Below are 20,758 nucleotides of genomic sequence, written 5' to 3'. Positions count from 1 at the left end.
TCAGGGTTCCTTCTGCGTGCCGCCTTCGGGCTGCTCGAGCCGAAGCGAGGAGATGAGGGTGCGCAGCGCCTGCCGCAGTTCCTGGCTGTCCTCTGCGTCCAGGGTCGCTTCCGCCTGGGCCAGATTGGCGCACTCCATGACGTTGAGGCCTGCCTCCGTAACCGACCAGATCCCGGATCCGTCCCGGGCGGAGTATCCGGAGGACTGGAGCTGCAGGAGGTGGACTCTTATAGCCGTTGAGGACTGGCCGGCGGCCTTGGCCAGCTCAGCTTCCGTAGCCGGCGCTGAGGCAAGGCAGCCAAGCAGGTGAAAGCTGTCCCGGTTCAGGCCGAACCGGTCCAGTGCACTGTCTGAGGCGATGTGTTTTACATGGGCAGCTGCCGAGAGGAGCCGGGGGAAATAGCCCGGTGCCGCGGCGGGCTCGGAACCGGAGACGGTGTTCAGGCCGGGGGTGGGGCCCGAAGCTGGTTCTTCGCCGCGGGCCGGCGTCACGCTGCCGCCCACGATGTGCGGAAGCTGACGGACAAGCGCGTAACCGTGGTCTTAGGGGCGCTCAGGAAAAAGGTGTCGCGGGGGCAGACGTGGCAAAACGGCACTGGTTCCTCGGAGGTTTAACATTTGGGTGCGGCTGGCAAGCAGCCTGTGGCCACGTCTTGACCAATGGTCATCCTATTGTGAAGTATCCACGCCGGACAAGCGGGATCAGACCGCGCCGCCGCCTGCTGAGCCGGTGCCGGGTCTGTAACGATTCCGATGTCCGGCGACACGGAATCTTTTTGTGACGTAGTTCTCAGTTAGCTTTGTTTGGTGCAAATTAAGGAACGGATCGAAGATTCGCGGATGAGCCCCCGGCAGGTGGCTATTATCGCCATCTGCACCACCCTTTACATGATCGACGGCTTCGATGTCCTGGTCATGGCCTTCAGCGCCAGCCATGTAGCCGAAGAGTGGGGATTGAACGGTGCACAGCTGGGCTACCTGCTCAGCGCCGCACTCGTGGGCATGGCCGTCGGATCCATCTTCGTCTCGACGGTCTCAGACATTATCGGGCGCCAGAAAACGCTGCTGATCGGTGTCTGCATTGTCGCCGCCGGCATGCTGGCCTCCTACTTCGCCCCGAACTATGGGGTGCTGCTGATTCTGCGCCTCCTGACGGGCGTGGCCATTGGAACGCTCCAGTCCACCATCAGCGTCTTTGCCTCTGAGTTCTCCAACGCCAAGCGCCGATCCACCGCCCTGTCCCTCGTCAGCATCGGACAGCCGATCGGCGGCGTCCTCGGCGGCCTGATCAGCGGCGTCTTGATCAGCCAATACGGCTGGCGTTCCGCGTTCCTGTTCGGCGCCGTCGTCACCCTCCTGATGATCCCGCTGGTGATGAAGGTATTCCCGGAATCCGTCGACTACCTGTTGACCCGCCGGCCGGCCGGCGCACTGGAACGGGTCAACCGCAGCCTGCGGGCCATCCGGCAGCCGGCCGTGGATGAGCTGCCGGAATCCGTCGCCGTCGAGCAGAACAAATCCCGTTTTGCGGACGTCCTAACCGGCTACAACGCCCGCCGGACCATCCTGCTGGCCATGGCCTACTTTGTCCTCATGGCGAGCTTCTACTTCGCGAACTCCTGGACCCCTCGACTGATTGCGGAAAGCGGGTTCACCGCCCAGGACGGCATCAACGCAGGAGTGCTTTTCAGCGTCGGCGCGATTGTCGGCGGCGTCCTGCTGGGCCTGCTGGGGGCGCGCTTCCCCATGCGCAGGGTCCTTGCCGTGTTCTTCGTGATTGGGGCAGCCACCTTCGTCGTGTTCGCCAACTCGACCAACGGTTCGCTTGGCTGGGCACTGTTCGCGGCGGCGCTGGTAGGGTTCGGCTCCAATGCGCCCATCGCAGGCATGCTGGCGATCAGCCCCACCTACTACACGAGCGAGGTCCGCGGGACCGCCCTGGGACTGGTGATCGGCATGGGCCGCATCGGCGCCATCATCTCGCCGATCCTGGCCGGCACCCTGATGGACGGCGGCTGGACGCCCGGTGACCTGTACTTCCTGTTCGTTATCCCGATGGCACTGGGCGCCGTCATCATTTCCATGCTCGGCCAGCCGGTCCTTCGCGGCCCCAGCCCCAAGGCTGCCGCACCGGTTCACTGACTCCCGCCGTCCGATCCGCCGCCGTCCGATCCAAACGGCCGCGGACCGGACGGTCGCCGGTGGAACTGCTAGGAAGTCACCAAATCAGGCCACTCCGAGGCCAGCTCCAACCCGTGGGCTGCAGAGACCGATGAGTGGGTGACGCGGCCGCCGGCGATGTTGAGCCCGTGCGCGAGGTCCGGGTGCTTCTCAAAGGCGCCGGCCACACCGAGGCTGGCCAGCGAAACCGCGTACGGCAGCGTCACGTTGGTCAACGCGTAGGTGGAAGTATTCGGAACCGCACCGGGCATGTTGGCCACGCAGTAGAACAGGGAGCCGTGCACCCGGAAAGTCGGATCTTCGTGCGTGGTGGGGTGGCTGTCTTCGAAGCAGCCGCCCTGGTCCACCGCGATGTCCACCAGTACGCTTCCCGGCTTCATCCGCGAAACCATCTCATTGGTGACCAGCTTCGGAGCCCGTGCCCCGGGGACCAGTACCGAGCCGATCACGAGGTCCGCATCCACTACGGCCCGCTCGATCTCGAAGGCGTTGGATGCCACCGTCTTGATCCGGCCGGCATACAGCTCATCGAGCTCCCGCAGCCGGTCGATATTGATGTCCAGGACCGTGACGTCCGCATGGGCGCCTACGGCCGCCGCCGCCGCGTTGGTTCCGGCCACGCCGGCCCCCAGCACCACGACCTTGGCCGACCGGACACCCGGAACGCCGCCCAGCAGCAGGCCGGGCCCGCCCGCCGGGGCCATCATGGACTGCGCACCTACCTGGACCGAAAGCCGCCCGGCTACTTCGGACATGGGTGCCAGCAGGGGGAGGGCCCGGCCGCGCTGCACGGTCTCATAGGCGATCGCGGTGACTCCGCGGTCCAGCAGGGCAGCCGTCAGTTCCGGCTCCGCGGCCAGATGCAGGTAAGTGAAGAGGATCAGGCCCGGCCGGAAATGCCGGTATTCGGAGGCAACGGGCTCCTTGACCTTGAGGATCATGGCTGCCTGGGCCCAGACGTCGTCGGCTGAGTCCAGGATCTGCGCCCCGGCGGCGGTGTATTCCGCGTCCGTAATGTTCGAGCCGGTGCCGGCACCGCTTTGTACCAGCACCTGGTGGCCATGGGAGCGCAGTTCGTGCACGCCCGAGGCGGTTATTGCTACACGGAATTCATTGTTCTTGATTTCCTTGGGGATACCGATGATCACAGTATTGCTCCGTCAGTAGGGTCAGCCGGCGGGGTGTCCGCCGACACATCCCCAGCATAGGTCCCCGCCACACGGCCGTGCAGTGGCACCGGGAGCCGGTTTTCCGCCGGCGGACTTCCGGTATCAGGTGCCGGGAGTCTCCGCGCTGTTCCCGGTTGCTTCCCCGGCTGCTTTGGCTGCCCTCGCGGCCTGCTGCGAGTCGAGCCAGGCCTGGACGTCTTCCATCCGGATACGGCGGTGCGAGCCGCGGTATTGGACCGGGATAATCCCGGCATCCGTCAGGTTGCGCAGGTAGGTATGGGAGATGCCGGCAGCAGCGGCCGCCTGGGAAGTGGTCAGCAGCGGCACGGATCCGGCCGGAAGCGGTGGATCCACCGGCGCCGCCGGCTCCGAGGACACGGTCACGGGGGCGCCCGCCGCGAGACGGGACAGCAGGTCCAGCACAGCGTCCCGGGCGGCGTCGGGCAGCCGCAGCGCCGTACCGTCCACGAAGACGGTGACATCGCCGGCAGCCAACGCACGCTTCAGCGCAAGGGTGTCTTTGTCCGGCAGCGCCGGTACGGTCCTGGAACTCTCATTCATGGCCCTAATCTTGCCAGTGGAACGGCGGGCGGGCGGGCACCGGTGCCGTGTTGAGGCGGTTCGGGCAGCGGAAACAGCGGGACGGCCCGGGTTCTTCGTGGTGGAATAGTGCTGGCGTATCGCGAAAGGGACCGGAAGCCGGTTCGAAATCTACTCGAAGGAGAGTTCATGGGCACCGAGAGCACCCGGTCCATCCGCGGCGCGGTCCTGCAGACCATCGGCGCCCCGCGCCCCTACGCTCAGTCCCGGCCGGTGGTGGTCCAGGACCTCCAGCTGCAGCCGCCCGGGCCCGGGGAAATCATGGTGCGCATCGAGGCTGCGAGCCTGTGCCACTCGGACCTGTCGGTGGTAAACGGCAGCCGGGTGAGGCCGCTGCCCATGCTGCTCGGGCACGAGGCCGCGGGCAAGGTGGAGGAGCTGGGCGAGGGCGTGGACGACCTCGCCGTCGGACAGCGCGTGGTGATGGCCTTCCTGCCCCGCTGCGGTGAATGTGCGGGCTGCCGGACCGAGGGCAAGATGCCCTGCATCCCGGGATCCGCAGCGAATAATGCCGGCACGCTGCTCGACGGCGGGATGCGCCTGACCGCCGCGGACGGCGGCGAAGTACGCCATCACCTCGGCGTCTCCGGCTTCGCCACGCATGCCGTGGTCAACCGGAAGTCAGTGGTACCCGTCGATGACGACATTCCGCCGCACGTGGCGGCCCTGCTGGGGTGCGCCGTCCTCACCGGTGGCGGCGCGGTGCTGAACCCGGCCCGTCCGGGCAAGGACGACGACGTCGCGATCGTCGGGCTCGGCGGCGTCGGCATGGCTGCGCTCCTGACGGCACTGTCCCTGGACGTGCACAGTGTGATCGGCATTGACTCATTGCCGGAGAAACTGGCACGCGCCCGGGAGCTCGGAGCCGACGCCGTGTATACGCCGCAGGAGGCGCTCGACGCCGGCATCCGGCCCGCGCTGGTGATCGAGGCTGCCGGCCATCCCCGCGCCTTCGAAACGGCCGTACGGATCACGGCCCCCGGGGGTACCACCGTCACGGTAGGGCTGCCGGCCCCGGACCAAACCTCCGAAATCACGCCGCTGACGCTGACCGCCGAAGCCCGGACCATCATCGGCAGCTACCTCGGTTCCGCCGTTCCTGCCCGGGACATCCCGGTTTACGCGCAGCTGTGGCGGGAGGGGAAACTGCCCGTGGAGGAACTGGTCTCCTCCACTATTGCGCTGGAGGACATCAACTCGGCCATGGATACCCTGGCGGACGGCCTCGCCATCCGCCAGGTCATCCGCTTCGAGCCCGACGGCGCTTCTGCATGAGCAACCCGCGCCCCCGGCGCCGGTGGGAACCGGACATCCTGGGTGAGGGATTCGACCAGCTGACCCTGGACCTGCCCGGCGGCAAGGTTGCCACCCTGGTCCGCTACACGCCGTCGGACACGCCGTCGGACCCGCCGTCCGACCCGCCCGCGTCCGGGCCGACGGCGGATGTCCTCTACGTGCACGGCTGGTCGGACTATTTCTTCCAGACCGAGCTGGCGCGCTACTGGGCCGGGCAGGGTGCGCGGTTCTTCGCCGTTGACCTGCACAACTACGGGCGCAGCCTGCGCCCGGGGGAGGAACCCGGCTATGTCCAGGACCTCCGCGACTATGACGCGGATGTGGGTGCAGCACTGGAAGCCATGGGGCAGGACGCGGCCGACGCCCGACCGCTGATCCTGCTTGGGCACTCCACGGGCGGCCTGACGCTGGCGCTCTGGGCGCAGCGCCACCCCGGCCGGGCCGCAGCCCTGATCCTGAACAGTCCGTGGCTGGAATTCCAGGCCACGGAACTGGCCCGCCGGGTTATTTCACCGCTGGTCAGCCTGGAGGCGCAGCATCACCCGCGCCGCCCGTTGCCGCCGGTTGACCCCGGAATCTACACCCGGACGGTGTCTGCGGCGTTCGGCGGGGAATGGCAGTACGACACCGAATGGCGTCCCGTGCGCGGGTTCCCGGTCACGGTCGCTTTCCTGCATGCAGTGTTCTCCGCCCAGGCAACGGTCGCCGCGGGACTGCAGCTGCAGCTGCCTGTGCTGGTGCTGCTGTCAGACAACAGCTACCTGCATCCGCGCTGGTCGGAAGATGCGGCGCGCTCCGACGTCGTGCTGGACGTCAACGTGGTGGCTCACCGCTCGCTCTCCCTGGGCTCCACCGTGAACGTGGACCGGATCCCCAATGCGATGCACGACGTGTTCCTGTCCGCACCGGCGGTCCGGGCACAGGCGTACAACGCCATTACCCGCTGGGGGAGCGGCTACCTGCGGGCCCTGCCGCACTTCGGCAAGGCCCGCCCGCCCGAGGGCTAGTCGATCAGCTCGTACGCCGGCAGGGTCAGGAAGTCCGTGTAGTCCTTGGACAGGCTGATCTCCCCGATGATCCGGCTGGCCGGCTCGAAGTACCCCGTGAACATTTCGTCCGACACCTCCCCGCGCAGCCGTTCCGTTTCTTCGGCCAGGATCCGGCTGACGAGCTCCTCGGAGACGGTCTCGCCGGTATCCTCAAGCACCACGTTGTTGCGGACCTGCTGCCAGACCTGGGAGCGGGAAATCTCCGCAGTGGCAGCGTCCTCCATCAGGTTCCGGATGGCAACGGCACCGTTGCCGGAGAGCCAGACGGCCACGTAGTTGACGGCCACATAGAGGTTGGACCGCAGCCCTGCTTCCGTGATGGAGCCTTCGGCGGTGCTGACGTCGAGCAGGTCGGTGGCAGTGACGGACACGTCTTCACGCTGCCGGTCCACCTGGTTCGGCTTGTCGCCCAGGACGTCATCGAAGACCTCCCGGCAGACGGGCACCAGATCAGGGTGGGCCACCCAGGAACCGTCAAAGCCGTCGCCGGCCTCACGGGTTTTGTCCGCCTTCACTTTAGCCAGGGCGGCGGCCGTCACCTCAGGCTCACGCCGGTTGGGGATGAAGGCCGCCATGCCGCCCATGGCAAAGGCGCCGCGGCGGTGGCAGGTCTTCACGAGCAGTTCGGTGTAGGCGCGCATGAAGGGTGCGGTCATGGAGACGTCGGCCCGGTCCGGCAGCAGATAGTCCTTCCCGGCGTCGCGGAAGACCTTGATCATGCTGAAGAGGTAATCCCAGCGCCCGGCGTTCAGGCCGGAGGCGTGATCGCGCAGTTCGTAGAGAATCTCCTCCATTTCGAAGGCAGCAGGAATGGTCTCGATCAGGACGGTGGCCCGGACGGAGCCCTGCGGCACGCCCACGTACTCCTCGGCGAAGTTGAAGACGTCGTTCCAGAGCCGTGCCTCCAGATGGCTTTCCATCTTGGGCAGGTAGTAGTACGGTCCCTGTCCGTTGTCCAGCAGCTGCCGGGCATTGGAGAAAAAGTGGAGTCCGAAATCCACCAGGGCGCCAACGGCAGGTTCGCCGTCGATCAGCACATGTTTTTCGGGCAGGTGCCATCCGCGCGGGCGCATTACGACGACGGCGAGCGGGGCATCGGTGCGCAGTGCATACTCCTTGCCCTCGGGTGAGGTGAAGGAGAGGTCATTGCGTGCGGCACGGTAGAGGTTCACCTGCGAATCCACCACGTTGTGCCAGGTGGGGGTGCAGGCATCTTCAAGGTCGGCCAGCCAGACCTTGGCGCCGGAGTTCAGGGCGTTGATGGCCATTTTGGCGGGGGAAGCCGGGCCGGTCATTTCCACCCGGCGGTCCTGCAGGGCGGCGGGTGCCTCGGCCACCTTCCAGTCTCCGCTGCGGATGTCGGCGGTCTCGGGCAGGAAATCCAGTCGGCCGGTGGAGGCGGCTTCCTGGCGGCGGACGGCGCGGGCGGCAAGCCGCTCGTCGCGGGTGCTGCGGAAGCGGCGGTGGAGTTCCTCGATGAATTCCAGCGCTTCGGGGGTCAGGATGTGTTCCGCTCCTTCGGCGGGCGAGGAGTCGGTTACTTCAATGGCCATAATGATTCTCCCTGTGGCAATGCCGGTGGACAGCAATAAAAGTGATGCCGGTTACTTCTTCCGTATCGTGGATATTATTGTCTGACAAGTGGAATTACAAGGGATTACCGCCACGGCGTCATGGCTGCTGACAGGTGTTCGCGGGCCCGCGACAACCGTCCGCGCACGGCCTGCGGGCTGATCCGCAGCGCAGCGCCGATCTCCGCATAGCTCTGTCCATGGACTTCACGAAGCAGCCAGCAGGCCCGCTGATCCGCAGGAAGCAGGGAGAGGGCCCGCCGCAGGGCGTCCAATTCTGCCGCCACCTCCGCCGTGCGGTGCGGATCCGCTTCCCGGTCCGAGTCGCGGGCGGTGGCGACCGCGGCGGCGTCGGCCAGCGGATCGGCGCCCGGCAGGTCCTGCGGGTGGGAAGTGCGGTGCCGAAGGACGTCCAGGCAGCGGTTGGTGGCCGTCCGGTAGACCCAGCCGCCGAAGGCTTCCTCCCGGTTCAAGGTCGGGAGCATCCGCCAGCCGGCCGTCAGCGTGTCCTGCACGACGTCCTCGGCATCACCGCGGTCCCGAAGCATGCGGTAGGCGAGCCGGAACAACCTGCGCTGGTAAATGGCCACAAGATGCTCGAAGGCGGGAAGGTCTCCTCCGCGGGCCAGTGCGACCAGGGCCGCCTCGTCCGGATACCGGTGCCCTGGCCCGGTGCGCGGGGATCTCCCGCCGTTATGCGCCGCCTGCGGCAGCTCGGATCCCGCCATGGTGTCCCTGTCCCGTCCGGCAGCGGCCGGACGTGGCTCGATTGTCCCAGAACGGCGGCCATCAAGGAATAACCGCAGGACGGACCGGGCGAAAGACGGTCGAAGTCCCGGTTCTGCCGTGACGATTCGGTCCTTCGCACGTCATTAACTCTGTAAGGGACGCGCGCGGTGCATCCGCAATGAACGCAGGAGATGATTCCCATGGCAGATCCATCAAAGACAGCGGGGGCAACGTCCGCTACGGCCAATCCGCAGGGTGCCCAGAGTATGCAGACCGGACAGGGTTCACCCCAGGGGCAGGGCGGCTCCTCCGCGTCGCCGTCGGCTGACGCCGAGCGCCGGACCGGACCGCTGCACACACCCCGGGGCGACACCACCATCGAGGAAACCGTGGTGCAGAAGCTGGCAGGCATGGCCACCCGCGAGGTGCCGGGCGTGCATGCCATGGGCAATGCCGCCCGGCGTGCTTTCAGTTCCATGACCGAAAGGATCCCGGGCTCGCAGACCAACGTCAGCAACGGCGTCACGGTGGAAAAGGGCGAACGCCAGGCCGCGATCGACGTCAGCATCGTGGTGGAGTACGGCTTTTCCGTGGTGGAGGTGAGCCAGGGCATCCGGCGCAACGTCATCCGGTCCGTGGAAAACGCCACCGGCCTGGAAGTGCTGGAGGTGAACGTGAATGTCACCGATGTCCACCTGCCGGATGAGAACGAGGACCAGGACGACCAGCAGCCCTCCAGCCCGTCCAAGAGCCTGGAGTAAGGGCCGTACAACAACCAAAAGGAGGACTCCATGTCCGCAACGCGGTGGTGTCTGTTAATCGGGCTGGTGCTGGGAATCGTGCTGGCCTTCGGCGGTTGGCTGGCGTTCCTCATTACGCTGCTGTTCGGCCTGATCGGGCTGCTGGTGGGGTTGGTGGCGGATGGGAAGGTGGACGTGGCGGGAATGCTCGGTAAAGCGTCAAGCCGATGAGCATTCCCTCGGCTCCGCCGTCGCTGGTTTCGGGGCGGGATGCCGATGACCGCGGCGAAACCGTCCTGGCCCGGCGGGTGCTGGAAAAAACGGCCAGCCAGGTAGCCCGGGATGAAACGTTTGCAGGCGGAAGCTCCGGAGGATTCCTTGGTATCGGCAGCCGGGCGGATCTTTCCGCACGGCCGGATGCCAGCGTGGAGTTGGCCGGAAACGTCGCCAGCCTCAAGGTCACTGTGGGGTTGCCGTATCCGATGCCGCTGCGCCAGGCCACCGAGCAGCTGCGCCGCCGGATCACGGAGCGGGTCACCGAGCTGACCGGAGTCCAGGTGCGGCAGGTGGACATTACGGTTGCCTGGCTGAAGCCGCCGCAGCGGGATACGCGTGGCCGAAGGAAACTGCAATGAATGCGAAGATCCCGCCGCCGGTGTCCATGCGGCGCAGGCCCAGCCGCTCCGTTCCCGCAGCAATTTCCGCCATCGTGATGCTGGCGCTCGGTGTAAGCCTGGTCTGGGCCGCCGTCGCCCGCCTCATTCAGGGGAGTTGGCCGGCCTTCGTGACGGAACCGCTGCGTTGGCTCTCCGAGACCGGGTGGGACAGCACCCGGGGCTGGACCGGTGCCGTAGTGCTGCTCCTGATCGGGCTGATCCTGCTGCTGTGCGGAATGGTCCCCGGTGACTTCTCCGCACTGCCGCTGCGGGCAAAGCCGGTGAATATGCCGGGGCTGCCCGGAGCGGGGGAAGCGGGCGGCGTTCCGTCGGTCCGGGGAGGGGAAACCGTGGTGATGAGCCGGCGTGCAGTTGCGCGGTTGGCGGCATCCACCTGCGACCACATTGACGGGGTGGCCACCGCCTCTGCGACGGCGTCCTCGCGCAAGGTCCATCTGGATGTGCGGACGGCGCTGCACGGCACCACCGATCTGCAGCACTGGGTGGTGGACGGGGTGCGCTCCCGCCTGGCCGCCACCGGACTGGATCCGGTGCCGGAAGTCACGGCAACCATTCGGACGCGGGACTGACAGACGGGACCAGGAGAGGAAGGCAGGGGCAATGCGGCACCATTCAGGTAGGGCCAACCGGACGTGGCTGATTATCCTCGGGGTCCTGTTCCTTGCGGCAGGAGTGCTGGCAGCACTTATTGCCAGCGGAACCCTGGACCGCCTCATCGGGGGCAGCCCGGGCCGTTCGGACCGGGTGCTGTCCGAATCCGACGGCCAGGGGTTCCTGGCCGGGGAGTACGTGCCCTGGGGCATGCTGCTGGCCGGGGTGATCCTTGGCATCCTGGGGCTGTGGTGGCTTCAAGCCCAGATTCCCCGGGCCTGGCCGGCGGGGACATTCCGGTTGCAGGAAGACCCGGCGCACGGCGTCACCGTGTGTGATCCGCAGGTGCTGGCCTCCGCCGTCAGCAATGAGACGGATCAGCTGCCCGGCGTGGTGGGCTCAACCGTCCGCCTGCGCGGCACTGCGGACGAGCCGGACCTGGCCATGAAGGTGACGGTGAATTCCGACGCCGACGTGCAGGGCGTGATCGCCCGGATCCAGCAGGAAGTGGTGCCGCACCTGGTCTCGGCCCTGGAGGTGCCGCTGAATACCTTCGGACTGGAGATAGACGCCAGCAGCAAAGCCGGCGCCCCGGGAGGCGGCGCAACGGTCAGCTCCCGGGGAACGGTGGTGTACTAGGCGCCGCTTATGGCTTCGCAGCGGGGAGCGCAGCGCGCTCGCGGGCGACGTCGTCGTGGTGTGCAGCCACCCGCGCCTGATGCACGGGGGTCCGCCGCAGGACGGCATAGACAATGCCCAGCAGGACGAACCACGCGGGGGTCACGAGGAGCGCCTGCAGGGTGTCTGCCTGGGTGGTGAGCGTCCACAGGATAAACACGAAGAACGCCAGCACGAGGTAGGCCATCATGACGCCGCCGGGCATCGGAAACTTCGACGCCTCATGCAGCTGCGGCCGGCGCCTGCGGTACACCAGGTAGCTGATCAGGATGATGGACCAGACGAACATAAAGCACAGGGCCGAAATGGTGCTCACCAAGGTGAATGCCGCGCTGACGGATTCGCCCGCGTACAGCAGGGCGACGCCGGCCAGCAGGAAGGTGCAGGAGAAGAACAGCGCGTTCTGGGGGACCTTCCGCCGGGAGAGGCGGCCGAACTGACGGGGAGCATCGCCCTCCTGCGCCAGGCCGAAAACCATACGCGAAGTGGAATATATCCCGGAATTCGCTGAAGATGCCGCGGATGTCAGCACTACGAAGTTCACGATGGCTGCGGCGGTGCCAAGCCCGGCCAAGGTGAACATACCCACGAACGGGCTTTCGTCGGCGCTGAATTCGTCCCACGGGATCACAGCCATCAGGACGGTCAGGGCGCCTACGTAGAAGAGCAGGATACGGATCGGAATGGAGTTCACGGCCCGGGGCAGGTTCTTTTCCGGATCCTTGGTTTCCGCCGCGGTGGTGCCCACCAGTTCAATGCCGACAAACGCGAACACCGCGATCTGGAAGCCGGCGACAAAGCCCATGGGGCCGGTGGGGAAGAAACCGCCGTGTTCCCAGAGGTTGCCGAAGCCGGCGGTAACCCCGTCGCCGTGCGTGAAGCCGGTCAGGATCATGACCAGCCCAACTACGATGAGCGTCAGGATGGCGACGATCTTGACCAGCGCAAACCAGAATTCGGTTTCGCCGAACGCCTTGACCGTCGGCAGGTTCAGGGCCAGCAGGACCAGGATGCAGGCCAGGGCCGGGATCCACAGGGGAGCGTTGCCCCACCAGAAGGTGACGTAGTGGGCAATCGCCACCACGTCGGCAATGCCGGTGACCACCCAGCAGAACCAGTAGGTCCAGCCCGTGAAGAAGCCTGCCCAGGGACCCAGCAGGTCCGCGGAGAAGTCGGTGAAGGACTTGTAACGAAGGTCGGAGAGCAGCAGCTCGCCCATGGCCCGCATAACGAAGAAGAGCATGAAGCCGATGATCGCGTAGACGAAGATCACTGACGGGCCGGCCGCGGAGATGGTCTTGCCTGACCCCATGAACAATCCCGTGCCGATGGCCCCGCCGATGGCCAGCAGCTGGATGTGCCGGCTGGACAGGGAACGGGCGAGGTGGGGTTCTTCCGCACTGTTTTGCGGCGCGGAAACAGAACTGTCGCTTGGTGGGCGGGTTATGTGCTCAGACATTGAAATCTCTCTTTTAGGCACCCGCCGGCAGCTCATCCGCCGTAATCGCCTATGCCGCCCGATAAGGCAAACCTGGATGTTGGCGCTGCCGCCGACATTTCAGTTTGGAAGCCGTTAACAGGCCCCGTCAAATTCAGGCAGCTGTGACGTTGCAGGTCACACGGGGGTTCGGAAGGCTTCCCGGGCGGAAGCCGGCACCCGCGCCCGGGCGTGTCTGAGGGTTGAGGCGCTGCCGGGGGCAGGCTAAAGTTGGCCGTGTCACATCAGCAGTTCCAACTGAATATGCCTTTATCAGCCGTGGCGGGAGAGTCCCGCCGGATGCGCATCAGCATCGGCGGGCGCCGTAGGAGCAAACCCTCCCCGGGAATCTCTCAGGCCCCCGTACCGCCACAGCGAGGCAACTCTGGAAAGCAGTTCCCGGCCGCGCCGGAAACTCACCGACGGTGCAAGCGGAAGTACACCCGCGGAATCTCTCAGGTCCAATACAGAGCGGGGAGGAGCCGTCGCCGTCGACGTACCCCCGTCTGCCTTTCCTGGAGCCTCACATGCCTGTAGAACCGTCCTCCTCTACTCTTGCCGCCGCGTTTGTGGACCGGCACATCGGTGCCCGCGCCGACGCCGTGGAAACCATGCTCAAAGCCGTCGGCTACGACTCCCTTGACGGTCTGGTGGACATGGCCGTCCCCGCCGCGATCCGGCAGAATTTCCCGTTGGTCCTGGATCCGGCGAAGAGCGAAGAGGAAACCCTCGCGGCCCTGCGGAGGATTGCCGGGAAGAACAAGACGGCCGTCCAGATGATCGGCCAGGGCTACTACGGCACCCACACCCCTCCGGTGATCCTGCGCAACGTGGTCGAGGACCCGGCCTGGTACACGGCCTACACCCCCTACCAGCCCGAAATCTCCCAGGGCCGGCTCGAAGCGCTGCTGAACTTCCAGACCATGGTCCAGGACCTCACCGCCCTGCCCATCGCCAACGCGTCCCTGCTGGACGAAGCCACTGCCGTGGCCGAGGCCGTGCTGCTGATGCGCCGGTCCAACAAGTCCCACAGCAACGGCGCCATCGTGCTGGACTCGGAGCTCTTCCCGCAGACCATCGCCGTGGTGAAGGGCCGGGCCAAGGCGCTCGGCTTCGACGTCATTGTTGCCGACCTTGCCGACGGCCTGCCCGAAGGCGAGCTGGCCGGCGTTGTGCTCCAGCAGCCCGGCGCCTCCGGCGTGGTGCGCGACTCCTCCGCCCTGATCGCCGAGGCGAAGGACCGCGGGGCGCTCGTCACCGTGGCCGCGGACCTGCTGGCCCTGACCCTCATCACGCCTCCCGGTGAGCAGGGCGCGGACATTGCCGTCGGCTCCGTACAGCGCTTCGGCGTTCCCCTGTTCTACGGCGGACCGCACGCCGCCTACATGGCCGTCCGCAAGGGCCTGGAGCGTTCCCTGCCCGGCCGCCTGGTGGGCGTCTCCAAGGATTCCGCCGGCACCCCCGCCTACCGCCTGGCGCTGCAGACCCGGGAGCAGCACATCCGCCGCGAAAAGGCGACCTCGAACATCTGCACCGCGCAGGCGCTGCTGGCCATCGTGGCCTCCATGTACGCCGTCTACCACGGCCCCGAAGGCCTCACCGCGATTGCCCGCCGCGCCCACGATTCCGCCCGGGCGCTGGCTACCGCACTGAAGGCCGCTGGCGTCGAACTGCTGCACGAGTCCTTCTTCGACACCGTTACTGCCCGCGTTCCCGGCCGCGCTGCGGAGGTCATCGCCGCCGCGGAGGCGAAGGGCATCAACCTGCGCCGGATCGATGCGGACACCGTGGGTATCTCCGCCGACGAAACGACGACGCCGGCCGTGATCGCCGACGTCGCCGCAGCCTTCGGTGCCGCCTCCGTGGAAGCGGCGGACGGCTTCGACCTGCCGGCTGGGATCCTGCGTACCTCGGAGTTCATGACGCACCCGGTGTTCTCCTCCTACCGCTCCGAAACCCAGATGCTGCGCTACCTGCGCCGCCTCTCGGACCGCGACCTGGCCCTGGACCGCACCATGATCCCGCTGGGCTCCTGCACCATGAAGCTCAACGCCACCGCCGAAATGCAGGCCATGACCTGGCCGGAGTTCGCCTCCATCCACCCGTTCGCTCCGGATTCCCAGACCGAGGGCTGGCGCGAACTGATCGCGGACCTGGAGGAGAAGCTCGCGGTCATCACCGGCTATGACACGGTTTCCATCCAGCCCAACGCCGGTTCGCAGGGTGAACTGGCTGGGCTGCTTGCCATCCGCGGCTACCACCACTCGCGCGGCGACGAACAGCGCACTGTCTGCCTCATCCCCGCCTCGGCGCACGGCACCAACGCCGCCTCCGCAGTGCTGGCCGGCATGAAGGTGGTGGTGGTGGCCACCGCCGACGACGGCGCCATCGACCACGCGGACCTGCGCGCCAAGATCGATGCGAACCGCGAAAACCTCGCCGCCATCATGATTACCTACCCCTCCACCCACGGCGTGTTCGACGACGACGTCCGCGACGTCTGCGAAGCGGTCCACGAGGCCGGCGGCCAGGTCTACATTGACGGCGCCAACCTCAACGCGCTGGTCGGCCTGGCGCAGCCGGGTGAGTTCGGCGGCGACGTGTCCCACCTGAACCTGCACAAGACCTTCTGCATCCCGCACGGCGGCGGCGGTCCCGGCGTCGGCCCCGTGGCAGCCAAGGCGCACCTCGCGCCCTTCATGCCCGGCGATGCCGCCACCTGGACCGGCGGCGAGGACATTCCCGTGTCCGCGTCCCGCTTCGGCTCCGCCGGCGTGCTTCCCATCTCCTGGGCGTACGTCAGCCTGATGGGCGGTGAAGGCCTGACCAGCGCCACCAAGCACGCCCTGCTCGCGGCGAACTACGTGGCTGCCCGGCTGAACGAGTACTACCCCGTGCTCTACACCGGCAAGGGTGGACTGGTGGCGCACGAGTGCATCCTGGACCTGCGGGAACTGACCGCCAAAACCGGCGTTACCGCCGAGGACGTGGCCAAGCGGCTGGTGGACTACGGGTTCCATGCCCCCACGCTGTCCTTCCCGGTGGCCGGCACCCTGATGGTGGAACCCACCGAGTCCGAGGACCTGGGCGAAATGGACCGCTTCATCGACGCGATGATCGCCATCCGTGCCGAAATCGACCAGGTGGCGGCCGGGGACTTCACCCTCGAAGGCAGCCCGCTGCGCAATGCCCCGCACACCGCCGTCGTCGTGGCAGCCAATGAATGGGACCGCGCCTACCCGCGCGAACAGGCCGCTTTCCCGCTGCGCAGCCTGCGCATGGACAAGTACTTCCCGCCGGTAGGCCGCATTGACGGCGCCGCAGGGGACCGGAACCTGATCTGCTCCTGCCCGCCCATCGAAGACTTCGAAAACTAGAAGGAACATTCCATGACTGAGAAGTACACGGCGCTCTACGAGGCGCACAAACAGCTGGGCGCTTCCTTCACCGACTTCGGCGGCTGGCAGATGCCCCTGAAATACAGCTCCGAGTTGGCCGAACATAAGGCCGTGCGCAGCGCAGCCGGGCTGTTCGACCTCTCCCACATGGGTGAAGTGGAGGTCTCCGGGCCCGACGCCGGGGCGTTCCTGGACTACGCCCTGGTCGGCAAACTCTCCGCAGTGAAGGTGGGACGCGCCAAGTATTCGCTGATCACCAACAACGACGGCGGGATCATCGATGACCTGATCAGCTACCGGCTCGCCGACGATTCCTACCTGGTGGTGCCCAACGCGGGCAACGCGGACACCGTGGCCGCCGAACTGGCGTCCCGCGCCGAGGACTTCGACGTCGCCGTGAACAATGTCTCGGCGGAAACCTCGCTGGTTGCCGTCCAGGGCCCGGTGGCCGAAGCGATCCTGCTGGACCTGGTCCCCGCCGATCAGGCTGAGACCGTCACCGGGATGAAGTACTACGCCGCGGCCACGGTGGGCATCCGGGCGGGGGAGCGGACCTTGGACCTGCTCGTGGCCCGCACCGGGTACACCGGCGAAGACGGGTTCGAGATCTACGTCTCCAACGACGACGCCGCGGCCCTCTGGTCTGCGCTGCTGGCTGCGGGTGAGGACCGGGGGCTGATTCCGGCGGGTCTGGCCTGCCGCGATTCGCTCCGTCTGGAAGCCGGGATGCCGCTCTACGGCAACGAGCTCACGCTGGACACGGACCCGTACGCCGCAGGCCTGGGGCCCGTCGTCGCCCTCTCCAAGGAGGGGAACTTCGTGGGGCGTGCCGCCCTCGAAGCCCGGAAGGCCGCCGGACCGGCCCGCCGCCTCGTGGGCCTCAAGGGCTCCGGCCGCCGTTCGGCGCGCAGCCACTATCCGGTCCTCAGCAGCGACGGCGAAACGGTCATCGGCGAAGTCACCTCCGGTGCTCCCAGCCCGACCCTCGGCTTCCTTATCGCCCTCGCCTATGTGGATACGCCATTCACGGAGCCCGGCACGGCCCTCTCAGTGGACCTCCGTGGCAAACCCGAACCCTTCACGGTTGTGGAACTTCCGTTCTATAAGCGCAGCAAGCAGTAACGCCCAAGACAAAAAGATTCTTGTGACGGCGGCGCGGGGTGACGCTGTGGGCAAGGTACAGACAGCGGCTCACGTGTGTAGGTGAGCACGTTTCTGACACCTTTGAACGGTGCGCGCGGCGCGGCGTTCGTGTAGCCCCGCATCGCCGAACGAGGAACGAGCGAGGCAGTGAAAGATCCAGGGTCCCCTCTCCGAGCTTGCGAGGAGGAGGGCAGGATCTGGAACGCTAAGGGCGGCAGAATGCCGCGCTTCCGACGCCCCGGCCTAGACTTTGAACCAGACCCGAACGCACCCGACACAGCTTCGAAAGGCAAACAGATGAGCAAAGTAAACGCAGGACTCCGCTATTCCGCCGAACACGAGTGGGTAGACTCCTCGAGCCCCGTCCGCGTCGGCATTTCAGCTGTCGCCGCAGACGCCCTCGGCGATGTCGTCTATGTTGACCTTCCTGCCGTCGGCGACACCGTGACCGCCGGCGAAACCTGCGGCGAGGTTGAGTCCACCAAGTCCGTCTCGGATCTCTACGCGCCGGTGTCCGGCGAGATCGTGGAGATCAACCAGGAGGCCATCGACAATCCGGCCCTCCTGAACGAGGACCCGTACGGTGCCGGCTGGCTGTTCACCGTTAATGCCACGAGTGAAGGCGCACTGCTCAGCGCCGAGGAATACGCGGAAAAGAACGGCGGCGAACTGTGAGCGATTACCTCAACGACTCCCTCGCGGTAGTTGACCCCGAGGTCGCAGCGCAGATCGACAACGAGCTCCGCCGGCAGCAGCAGGGCCTGGAGATGATCGCCTCCGAGAACCACACCGCCGTTTCCGTCATGGAAGCCCAGGGATCGGTGCTGACCAACAAGTACGCCGAAGGCTACCCGGGACGGCGCTACTACGGCGGCTGCGAATTCGTGGACGTCATTGAGCAGCTGGCCATCGACCGCGCCAAGTCCCTGTTCGGTGCGGGCTTCGCCAACGTCCAGCCGCACTCCGGCGCGCAGGCCAACGCCTCCGTTATGCACGCCCTGATCCGGCCCGGAGACACCATCCTGGGCCTGTCCCTGGCGCACGGCGGGCACCTGACGCACGGCATGAAGATCAACTTCTCCGGCCGGCTCTACAACGTGGTCCCCTACAACGTGTCCGAAGAGGACCACCGCGTGGACATGGCCGAAGTAGAGGCCCTTGCCAAGGAACACCGGCCCAAGCTGATCGTGGCCGGCTGGTCCGCCTACGCCCGCCAGCTGGACTTCGCCGAATTCCGCCGCATCGCGGATGAGGTGGGTGCTTTCCTGATGGTGGATATGGCCCACTTCGCCGGTCTGGTGGCCGCGGGACTGCACCCCAGCCCCGTCCCCCACGCCCACGTGGTCACCACCACCACGCACAAGACCCTTGCCGGTCCCCGCGGCGGCATCATCCTGTCCAACGACGCCGACATTGCCAAGAAGATCAACTCTGCAGTGTTCCCGGGCCAGCAGGGCGGACCGCTGGAACACGTGATTGCCGGCAAGGCGACAGCCTTCAAGATTGCAGCCACCCCCGAGTTCAAAGAGCGGCAGGAGCGCACGCTCGCCGGCGCCCGGATCCTTGCCGAACGCCTGCTGGCCGACGACGTCGCTGCCGCCGGCATCTCGGTGGTCTCCGGCGGCACGGATGTGCACCTGGTGCTCGTGGACCTGCGCAATGCGGCCCTCAACGGCCAGGAAGCCGAAGACCGTCTCGCGCAGATAGACATCACCGTGAACCGCAACGCCGTGCCGTTCGATCCGCGGCCGCCCATGGTGACCTCGGGCCTGCGGATCGGCACCCCCGCCCTGGCCACCCGCGGCTTCGGTGAAGACGCATTCCGGGAAGTCGCGGACATCATTGCCCAGGCTCTCATCGCCGGTGAGGACACCGATCTGGCACCGCTGCGCGAACGAGTTACCGCTCTCGCGCAGGCCCATCCGCTGTACCCGGAGGTGGCGGATCTCGCTGCTGCCCCCGCTGCGGCAAACCGTTAGGAAGCACTACCTTGGCTGTCGGCGTTTTTGACCTGTTTACCGTGGGCATCGGCCCATCGAGCTCCCACACGGTGGGGCCGATGCGTGCCGCTGCCGTGTTCGCGGCGGAGCTGGTCGACGCCGGCAGCCTGGCCGACGTCGCCGGCCTGAGGGTGGACCTGTACGGTTCCCTCGCGGCGACCGGCCGGGGCCACGGCACCATGACTGCAGTGCTGCTGGGTCTGGAGGGCTTCGCCCCCGAACTCATCCTGCCCGAACAGGTGGAGCAGCGGCTGGCCGACATTGAGGCGACCCGGAAACTGCAGCTGTGCGCGCAGGTTCCCGGTGCAGTGGCCTGCCCGCTGGAGTACGGCGAGGCGGACATCGTGCTGCACCCGCTGACGGTGCTGCCGCGGCACACCAACGGCATGAAGTTCGCCGCCCTGGCCGCCGACGGCTCCGTGCTGCGGGACGCTACCTTCTTCTCCGTGGGCGGCGGCTTCATTGTCCGCGAGGGTGAAGAACGGGCGGATGCCCTGGAACTCGAGGCCAGCAAATCCGACCTGCCGTACCCCTTCCGCACCGCCGTCGAGCTGCTGCAGCACTGCACCGGCAGCGGACTGAGCATTAGCGAAGTGATGCTGGCCAACGAGCTGGCCTCCCGCACCGAAGCGGAGATCCGCTCCGGCCTGCTGCACATCCGCGACGTGATGGAGGAGTGCAAGAACTCCGCCATCCGCCGCACCGGCCTCCTGCCCGGCGGACTGAAGGTCCGCCGTCGTGCGCCGGCCTGGCACACCCGGCTGCGCGCCGAGGATCCGAACCGGGACCCGAAGTTCTGGCAGGAATGGGTGAACCTCGTGGCACTGGCCGTTAACGAGGAAAACGCCTCCGGCGGGCGCGTAGTCACCGCCCCCACCAACGGCGCGGCGGGCATCATCCCCGCAGTGATGTTCTACGCCACCCACTACGGTCCGGGCATGGAGAACGCCACACCGGAGCAGCGCGACGACGTCGTGGTCCGCTTCCTGCTTGCCGCCGCCGCCGTGGGGGTGCTCTACAAGGAGCAGGCCTCCATTTCCGGCGCCGAGGTGGGCTGCCAGGGCGAGGTGGGATCGGCGTCGTCCATGGCCGCCGCCGGGCTGGCCGAAATCCTGGGCGGTACCCCGGAACAGGTGGAAAACGCCGCCGAGATTGCCATGGAGCACAACCTCGGCCTGACCTGCGATCCGATCGGCGGGCTGGTGCAGGTGCCCTGCATCGAGCGGAACGCCATCGGCGCCGCGAAGGCTGTCAATGCCGCCAAAATGGCACTTTGGGGCGACGGCGAACATCGGGTCTCGCTGGATGAAGTCATTGTGACGATGCGGGAAACCGGCCGCGATATGAGCTCCAAGTACAAGGAAACCGCGCTCGGCGGGCTGGCCGTGAATGTGGTGGAGTGCTGACCGGCTGTCTCACGTACAGCGTGTGATTTGTGCGATACCCCTGTGTTAAGCGA

Annotated in this window: 19 protein-coding genes and 1 riboswitch; of the genes, 13 read left to right on the top strand and 6 right to left on the bottom strand. The window is 66.8% G+C overall.

The window, feature by feature from the left end; genetic code table 11:
• Complete coding sequence (locus tag N2L00_RS15380) at positions 1-504, bottom strand: MarR family winged helix-turn-helix transcriptional regulator (RefSeq protein WP_255862302.1); 504 nt, start codon at positions 502-504, stop codon at positions 1-3.
• A gap of 303 nt (positions 505-807) precedes the next feature.
• On the opposite strand from N2L00_RS15380, the gene N2L00_RS15375 reads away from it, so the two are divergent.
• Entirely contained in the window at positions 808-2,142 is a 1,335-nt protein-coding gene (locus N2L00_RS15375; protein WP_255765386.1) for an MFS transporter, read from the top strand.
• Positions 2,143-2,210: 68 nt separating this feature from the next.
• Here N2L00_RS15375 and ald read toward each other — a convergent pair whose 3' ends face one another.
• Positions 2,211-3,329 carry an alanine dehydrogenase gene (gene ald, locus N2L00_RS15370; RefSeq protein WP_255862303.1) on the bottom strand — a complete coding sequence of 373 codons (1,119 nt, stop codon included), beginning with the start codon at positions 3,327-3,329 and terminating at the stop codon, positions 2,211-2,213.
• A 123-nt stretch (positions 3,330-3,452) separates the two neighbouring features.
• Positions 3,453-3,911 carry a helix-turn-helix domain-containing protein gene (locus N2L00_RS15365; protein WP_255862304.1) on the bottom strand — a complete coding sequence of 153 codons (459 nt, stop codon included), beginning with the start codon at positions 3,909-3,911 and terminating at the stop codon, positions 3,453-3,455.
• Between the two features lie 168 nt (positions 3,912-4,079).
• On the opposite strand from N2L00_RS15365, the gene N2L00_RS15360 reads away from it, so the two are divergent.
• Positions 4,080-5,225, top strand: coding sequence for an alcohol dehydrogenase catalytic domain-containing protein (locus N2L00_RS15360; protein WP_255862305.1), 1,146 nt, complete (start codon positions 4,080-4,082; stop codon positions 5,223-5,225).
• Positions 5,222-6,253, top strand: coding sequence for an alpha/beta hydrolase (locus tag N2L00_RS15355; protein ID WP_255862306.1), 1,032 nt, complete (start codon positions 5,222-5,224; stop codon positions 6,251-6,253). Before N2L00_RS15360 ends, N2L00_RS15355 begins: the two co-directional genes overlap by 4 nt.
• Here the strand turns inward: N2L00_RS15355 and aceB are convergent.
• On the bottom strand, positions 6,250-7,848 hold the full coding sequence (aceB, locus tag N2L00_RS15350) for a malate synthase A (protein ID WP_255862307.1): 1,599 nt from the start codon (positions 7,846-7,848) through the stop codon (positions 6,250-6,252). The two genes, N2L00_RS15355 and aceB, sit on opposite strands and share 4 nt — an antisense overlap.
• Positions 7,849-7,952: 104 nt before the next feature.
• On the bottom strand, positions 7,953-8,594 hold the full coding sequence (locus tag N2L00_RS15345; RefSeq protein WP_255862308.1) for an RNA polymerase sigma factor: 642 nt from the start codon (positions 8,592-8,594) through the stop codon (positions 7,953-7,955).
• A 201-nt stretch (positions 8,595-8,795) separates the two neighbouring features.
• Between N2L00_RS15345 and N2L00_RS15340 the strand changes: the two genes are divergently transcribed.
• Genes N2L00_RS15340 through N2L00_RS15320 form a run of 5 tightly spaced genes read left to right on the top strand, consistent with a single transcriptional unit; the run spans position 8,796 to position 11,242 of the window.
• On the top strand, positions 8,796-9,356 hold the full coding sequence (locus N2L00_RS15340; RefSeq protein WP_255862309.1) for an Asp23/Gls24 family envelope stress response protein: 561 nt from the start codon (positions 8,796-8,798) through the stop codon (positions 9,354-9,356).
• A 30-nt stretch (positions 9,357-9,386) separates the two neighbouring features.
• Positions 9,387-9,566, top strand: coding sequence for a hypothetical protein (locus tag N2L00_RS15335; protein WP_227919989.1), 180 nt, complete (start codon positions 9,387-9,389; stop codon positions 9,564-9,566).
• Complete coding sequence (locus N2L00_RS15330) at positions 9,563-9,970, top strand: alkaline shock response membrane anchor protein AmaP (RefSeq protein WP_255765378.1); 408 nt, start codon at positions 9,563-9,565, stop codon at positions 9,968-9,970. Before N2L00_RS15335 ends, N2L00_RS15330 begins: the two co-directional genes overlap by 4 nt.
• Positions 9,967-10,581, top strand: coding sequence for a DUF6286 domain-containing protein (locus N2L00_RS15325; RefSeq protein ID WP_255862310.1), 615 nt, complete (start codon positions 9,967-9,969; stop codon positions 10,579-10,581). The genes N2L00_RS15330 and N2L00_RS15325 overlap by 4 nt, the downstream gene beginning before the upstream one ends.
• A 31-nt stretch (positions 10,582-10,612) precedes the next feature.
• Positions 10,613-11,242 carry an alkaline shock response membrane anchor protein AmaP gene (locus tag N2L00_RS15320; protein ID WP_255862311.1) on the top strand — a complete coding sequence of 210 codons (630 nt, stop codon included), beginning with the start codon at positions 10,613-10,615 and terminating at the stop codon, positions 11,240-11,242.
• A gap of 7 nt (positions 11,243-11,249) precedes the next feature.
• On the opposite strand, the gene cycA is transcribed toward N2L00_RS15320, so the two are convergent.
• Positions 11,250-12,740 (bottom strand): D-serine/D-alanine/glycine transporter, encoded by a 1,491-nt coding sequence (cycA, locus tag N2L00_RS15315; protein ID WP_255862312.1) that lies wholly within the window; start codon positions 12,738-12,740, stop codon positions 11,250-11,252.
• Positions 12,741-13,031: 291 nt separating this feature from the next.
• Positions 13,032-13,137: riboswitch (glycine riboswitch) on the top strand.
• 148 nt (positions 13,138-13,285) lie between these two features.
• On the opposite strand from cycA, the gene gcvP reads away from it, so the two are divergent.
• The 5 genes from gcvP to N2L00_RS15290 all read left to right on the top strand — a co-directional run bounded on the left by gcvP (position 13,286) and on the right by N2L00_RS15290 (position 20,705).
• Positions 13,286-16,135, top strand: coding sequence for an aminomethyl-transferring glycine dehydrogenase (gcvP, locus tag N2L00_RS15310; RefSeq protein WP_255765374.1), 2,850 nt, complete (start codon positions 13,286-13,288; stop codon positions 16,133-16,135).
• Positions 16,136-16,147: 12 nt separating this feature from the next.
• Positions 16,148-17,278 carry a glycine cleavage system aminomethyltransferase GcvT gene (gene gcvT / locus N2L00_RS15305; RefSeq protein ID WP_255862313.1) on the top strand — a complete coding sequence of 377 codons (1,131 nt, stop codon included), beginning with the start codon at positions 16,148-16,150 and terminating at the stop codon, positions 17,276-17,278.
• 318 nt (positions 17,279-17,596) lie between these two features.
• Entirely contained in the window at positions 17,597-17,974 is a 378-nt protein-coding gene (gcvH, locus tag N2L00_RS15300) for a glycine cleavage system protein GcvH (protein ID WP_255765372.1), read from the top strand.
• Positions 17,971-19,278: a serine hydroxymethyltransferase gene (gene glyA / locus N2L00_RS15295; protein WP_255765371.1), complete on the top strand. Its 1,308-nt coding sequence runs from the start codon at positions 17,971-17,973 to the stop codon at positions 19,276-19,278. The genes gcvH and glyA overlap by 4 nt, the downstream gene beginning before the upstream one ends.
• An 11-nt stretch (positions 19,279-19,289) precedes the next feature.
• Complete coding sequence (locus N2L00_RS15290; RefSeq protein WP_255765370.1) at positions 19,290-20,705, top strand: L-serine ammonia-lyase; 1,416 nt, start codon at positions 19,290-19,292, stop codon at positions 20,703-20,705.
• The last annotated feature ends 53 nt before the right edge of the window (positions 20,706-20,758 follow it).

Source organism: Arthrobacter sp. zg-Y1171, from assembly GCF_025244845.1.
Taxonomy (GTDB): Bacteria; Actinomycetota; Actinomycetes; order Actinomycetales; family Micrococcaceae; genus Arthrobacter_B.
Note: the sequence above shows the minus strand (reverse complement) of the source record. Positions and strands in the feature narration are given on the sequence as shown.

Coding starts and splice junctions, on each gene's coding strand:
- N2L00_RS15365 (WP_255862304.1), bottom strand. CDS start 3,911: ATGAATGAGAGTTCCAGGACCGTACCGGCGCTGCCGGACAAAGACACC.
- N2L00_RS15360 (WP_255862305.1), top strand. CDS start 4,080: ATGGGCACCGAGAGCACCCGGTCCATCCGCGGCGCGGTCCTGCAGACC.
- N2L00_RS15355 (WP_255862306.1), top strand. CDS start 5,222: ATGAGCAACCCGCGCCCCCGGCGCCGGTGGGAACCGGACATCCTGGGT.
- aceB (WP_255862307.1), bottom strand. CDS start 7,848: ATGGCCATTGAAGTAACCGACTCCTCGCCCGCCGAAGGAGCGGAACAC.
- N2L00_RS15345 (WP_255862308.1), bottom strand. CDS start 8,594: ATGGCGGGATCCGAGCTGCCGCAGGCGGCGCATAACGGCGGGAGATCC.
- N2L00_RS15340 (WP_255862309.1), top strand. CDS start 8,796: ATGGCAGATCCATCAAAGACAGCGGGGGCAACGTCCGCTACGGCCAAT.
- N2L00_RS15335 (WP_227919989.1), top strand. CDS start 9,387: ATGTCCGCAACGCGGTGGTGTCTGTTAATCGGGCTGGTGCTGGGAATC.
- N2L00_RS15330 (WP_255765378.1), top strand. CDS start 9,563: ATGAGCATTCCCTCGGCTCCGCCGTCGCTGGTTTCGGGGCGGGATGCC.
- N2L00_RS15325 (WP_255862310.1), top strand. CDS start 9,967: ATGAATGCGAAGATCCCGCCGCCGGTGTCCATGCGGCGCAGGCCCAGC.
- N2L00_RS15320 (WP_255862311.1), top strand. CDS start 10,613: ATGCGGCACCATTCAGGTAGGGCCAACCGGACGTGGCTGATTATCCTC.
- cycA (WP_255862312.1), bottom strand. CDS start 12,740: ATGTCTGAGCACATAACCCGCCCACCAAGCGACAGTTCTGTTTCCGCG.
- gcvP (WP_255765374.1), top strand. CDS start 13,286: ATGCCTGTAGAACCGTCCTCCTCTACTCTTGCCGCCGCGTTTGTGGAC.
- gcvT (WP_255862313.1), top strand. CDS start 16,148: ATGACTGAGAAGTACACGGCGCTCTACGAGGCGCACAAACAGCTGGGC.
- gcvH (WP_255765372.1), top strand. CDS start 17,597: ATGAGCAAAGTAAACGCAGGACTCCGCTATTCCGCCGAACACGAGTGG.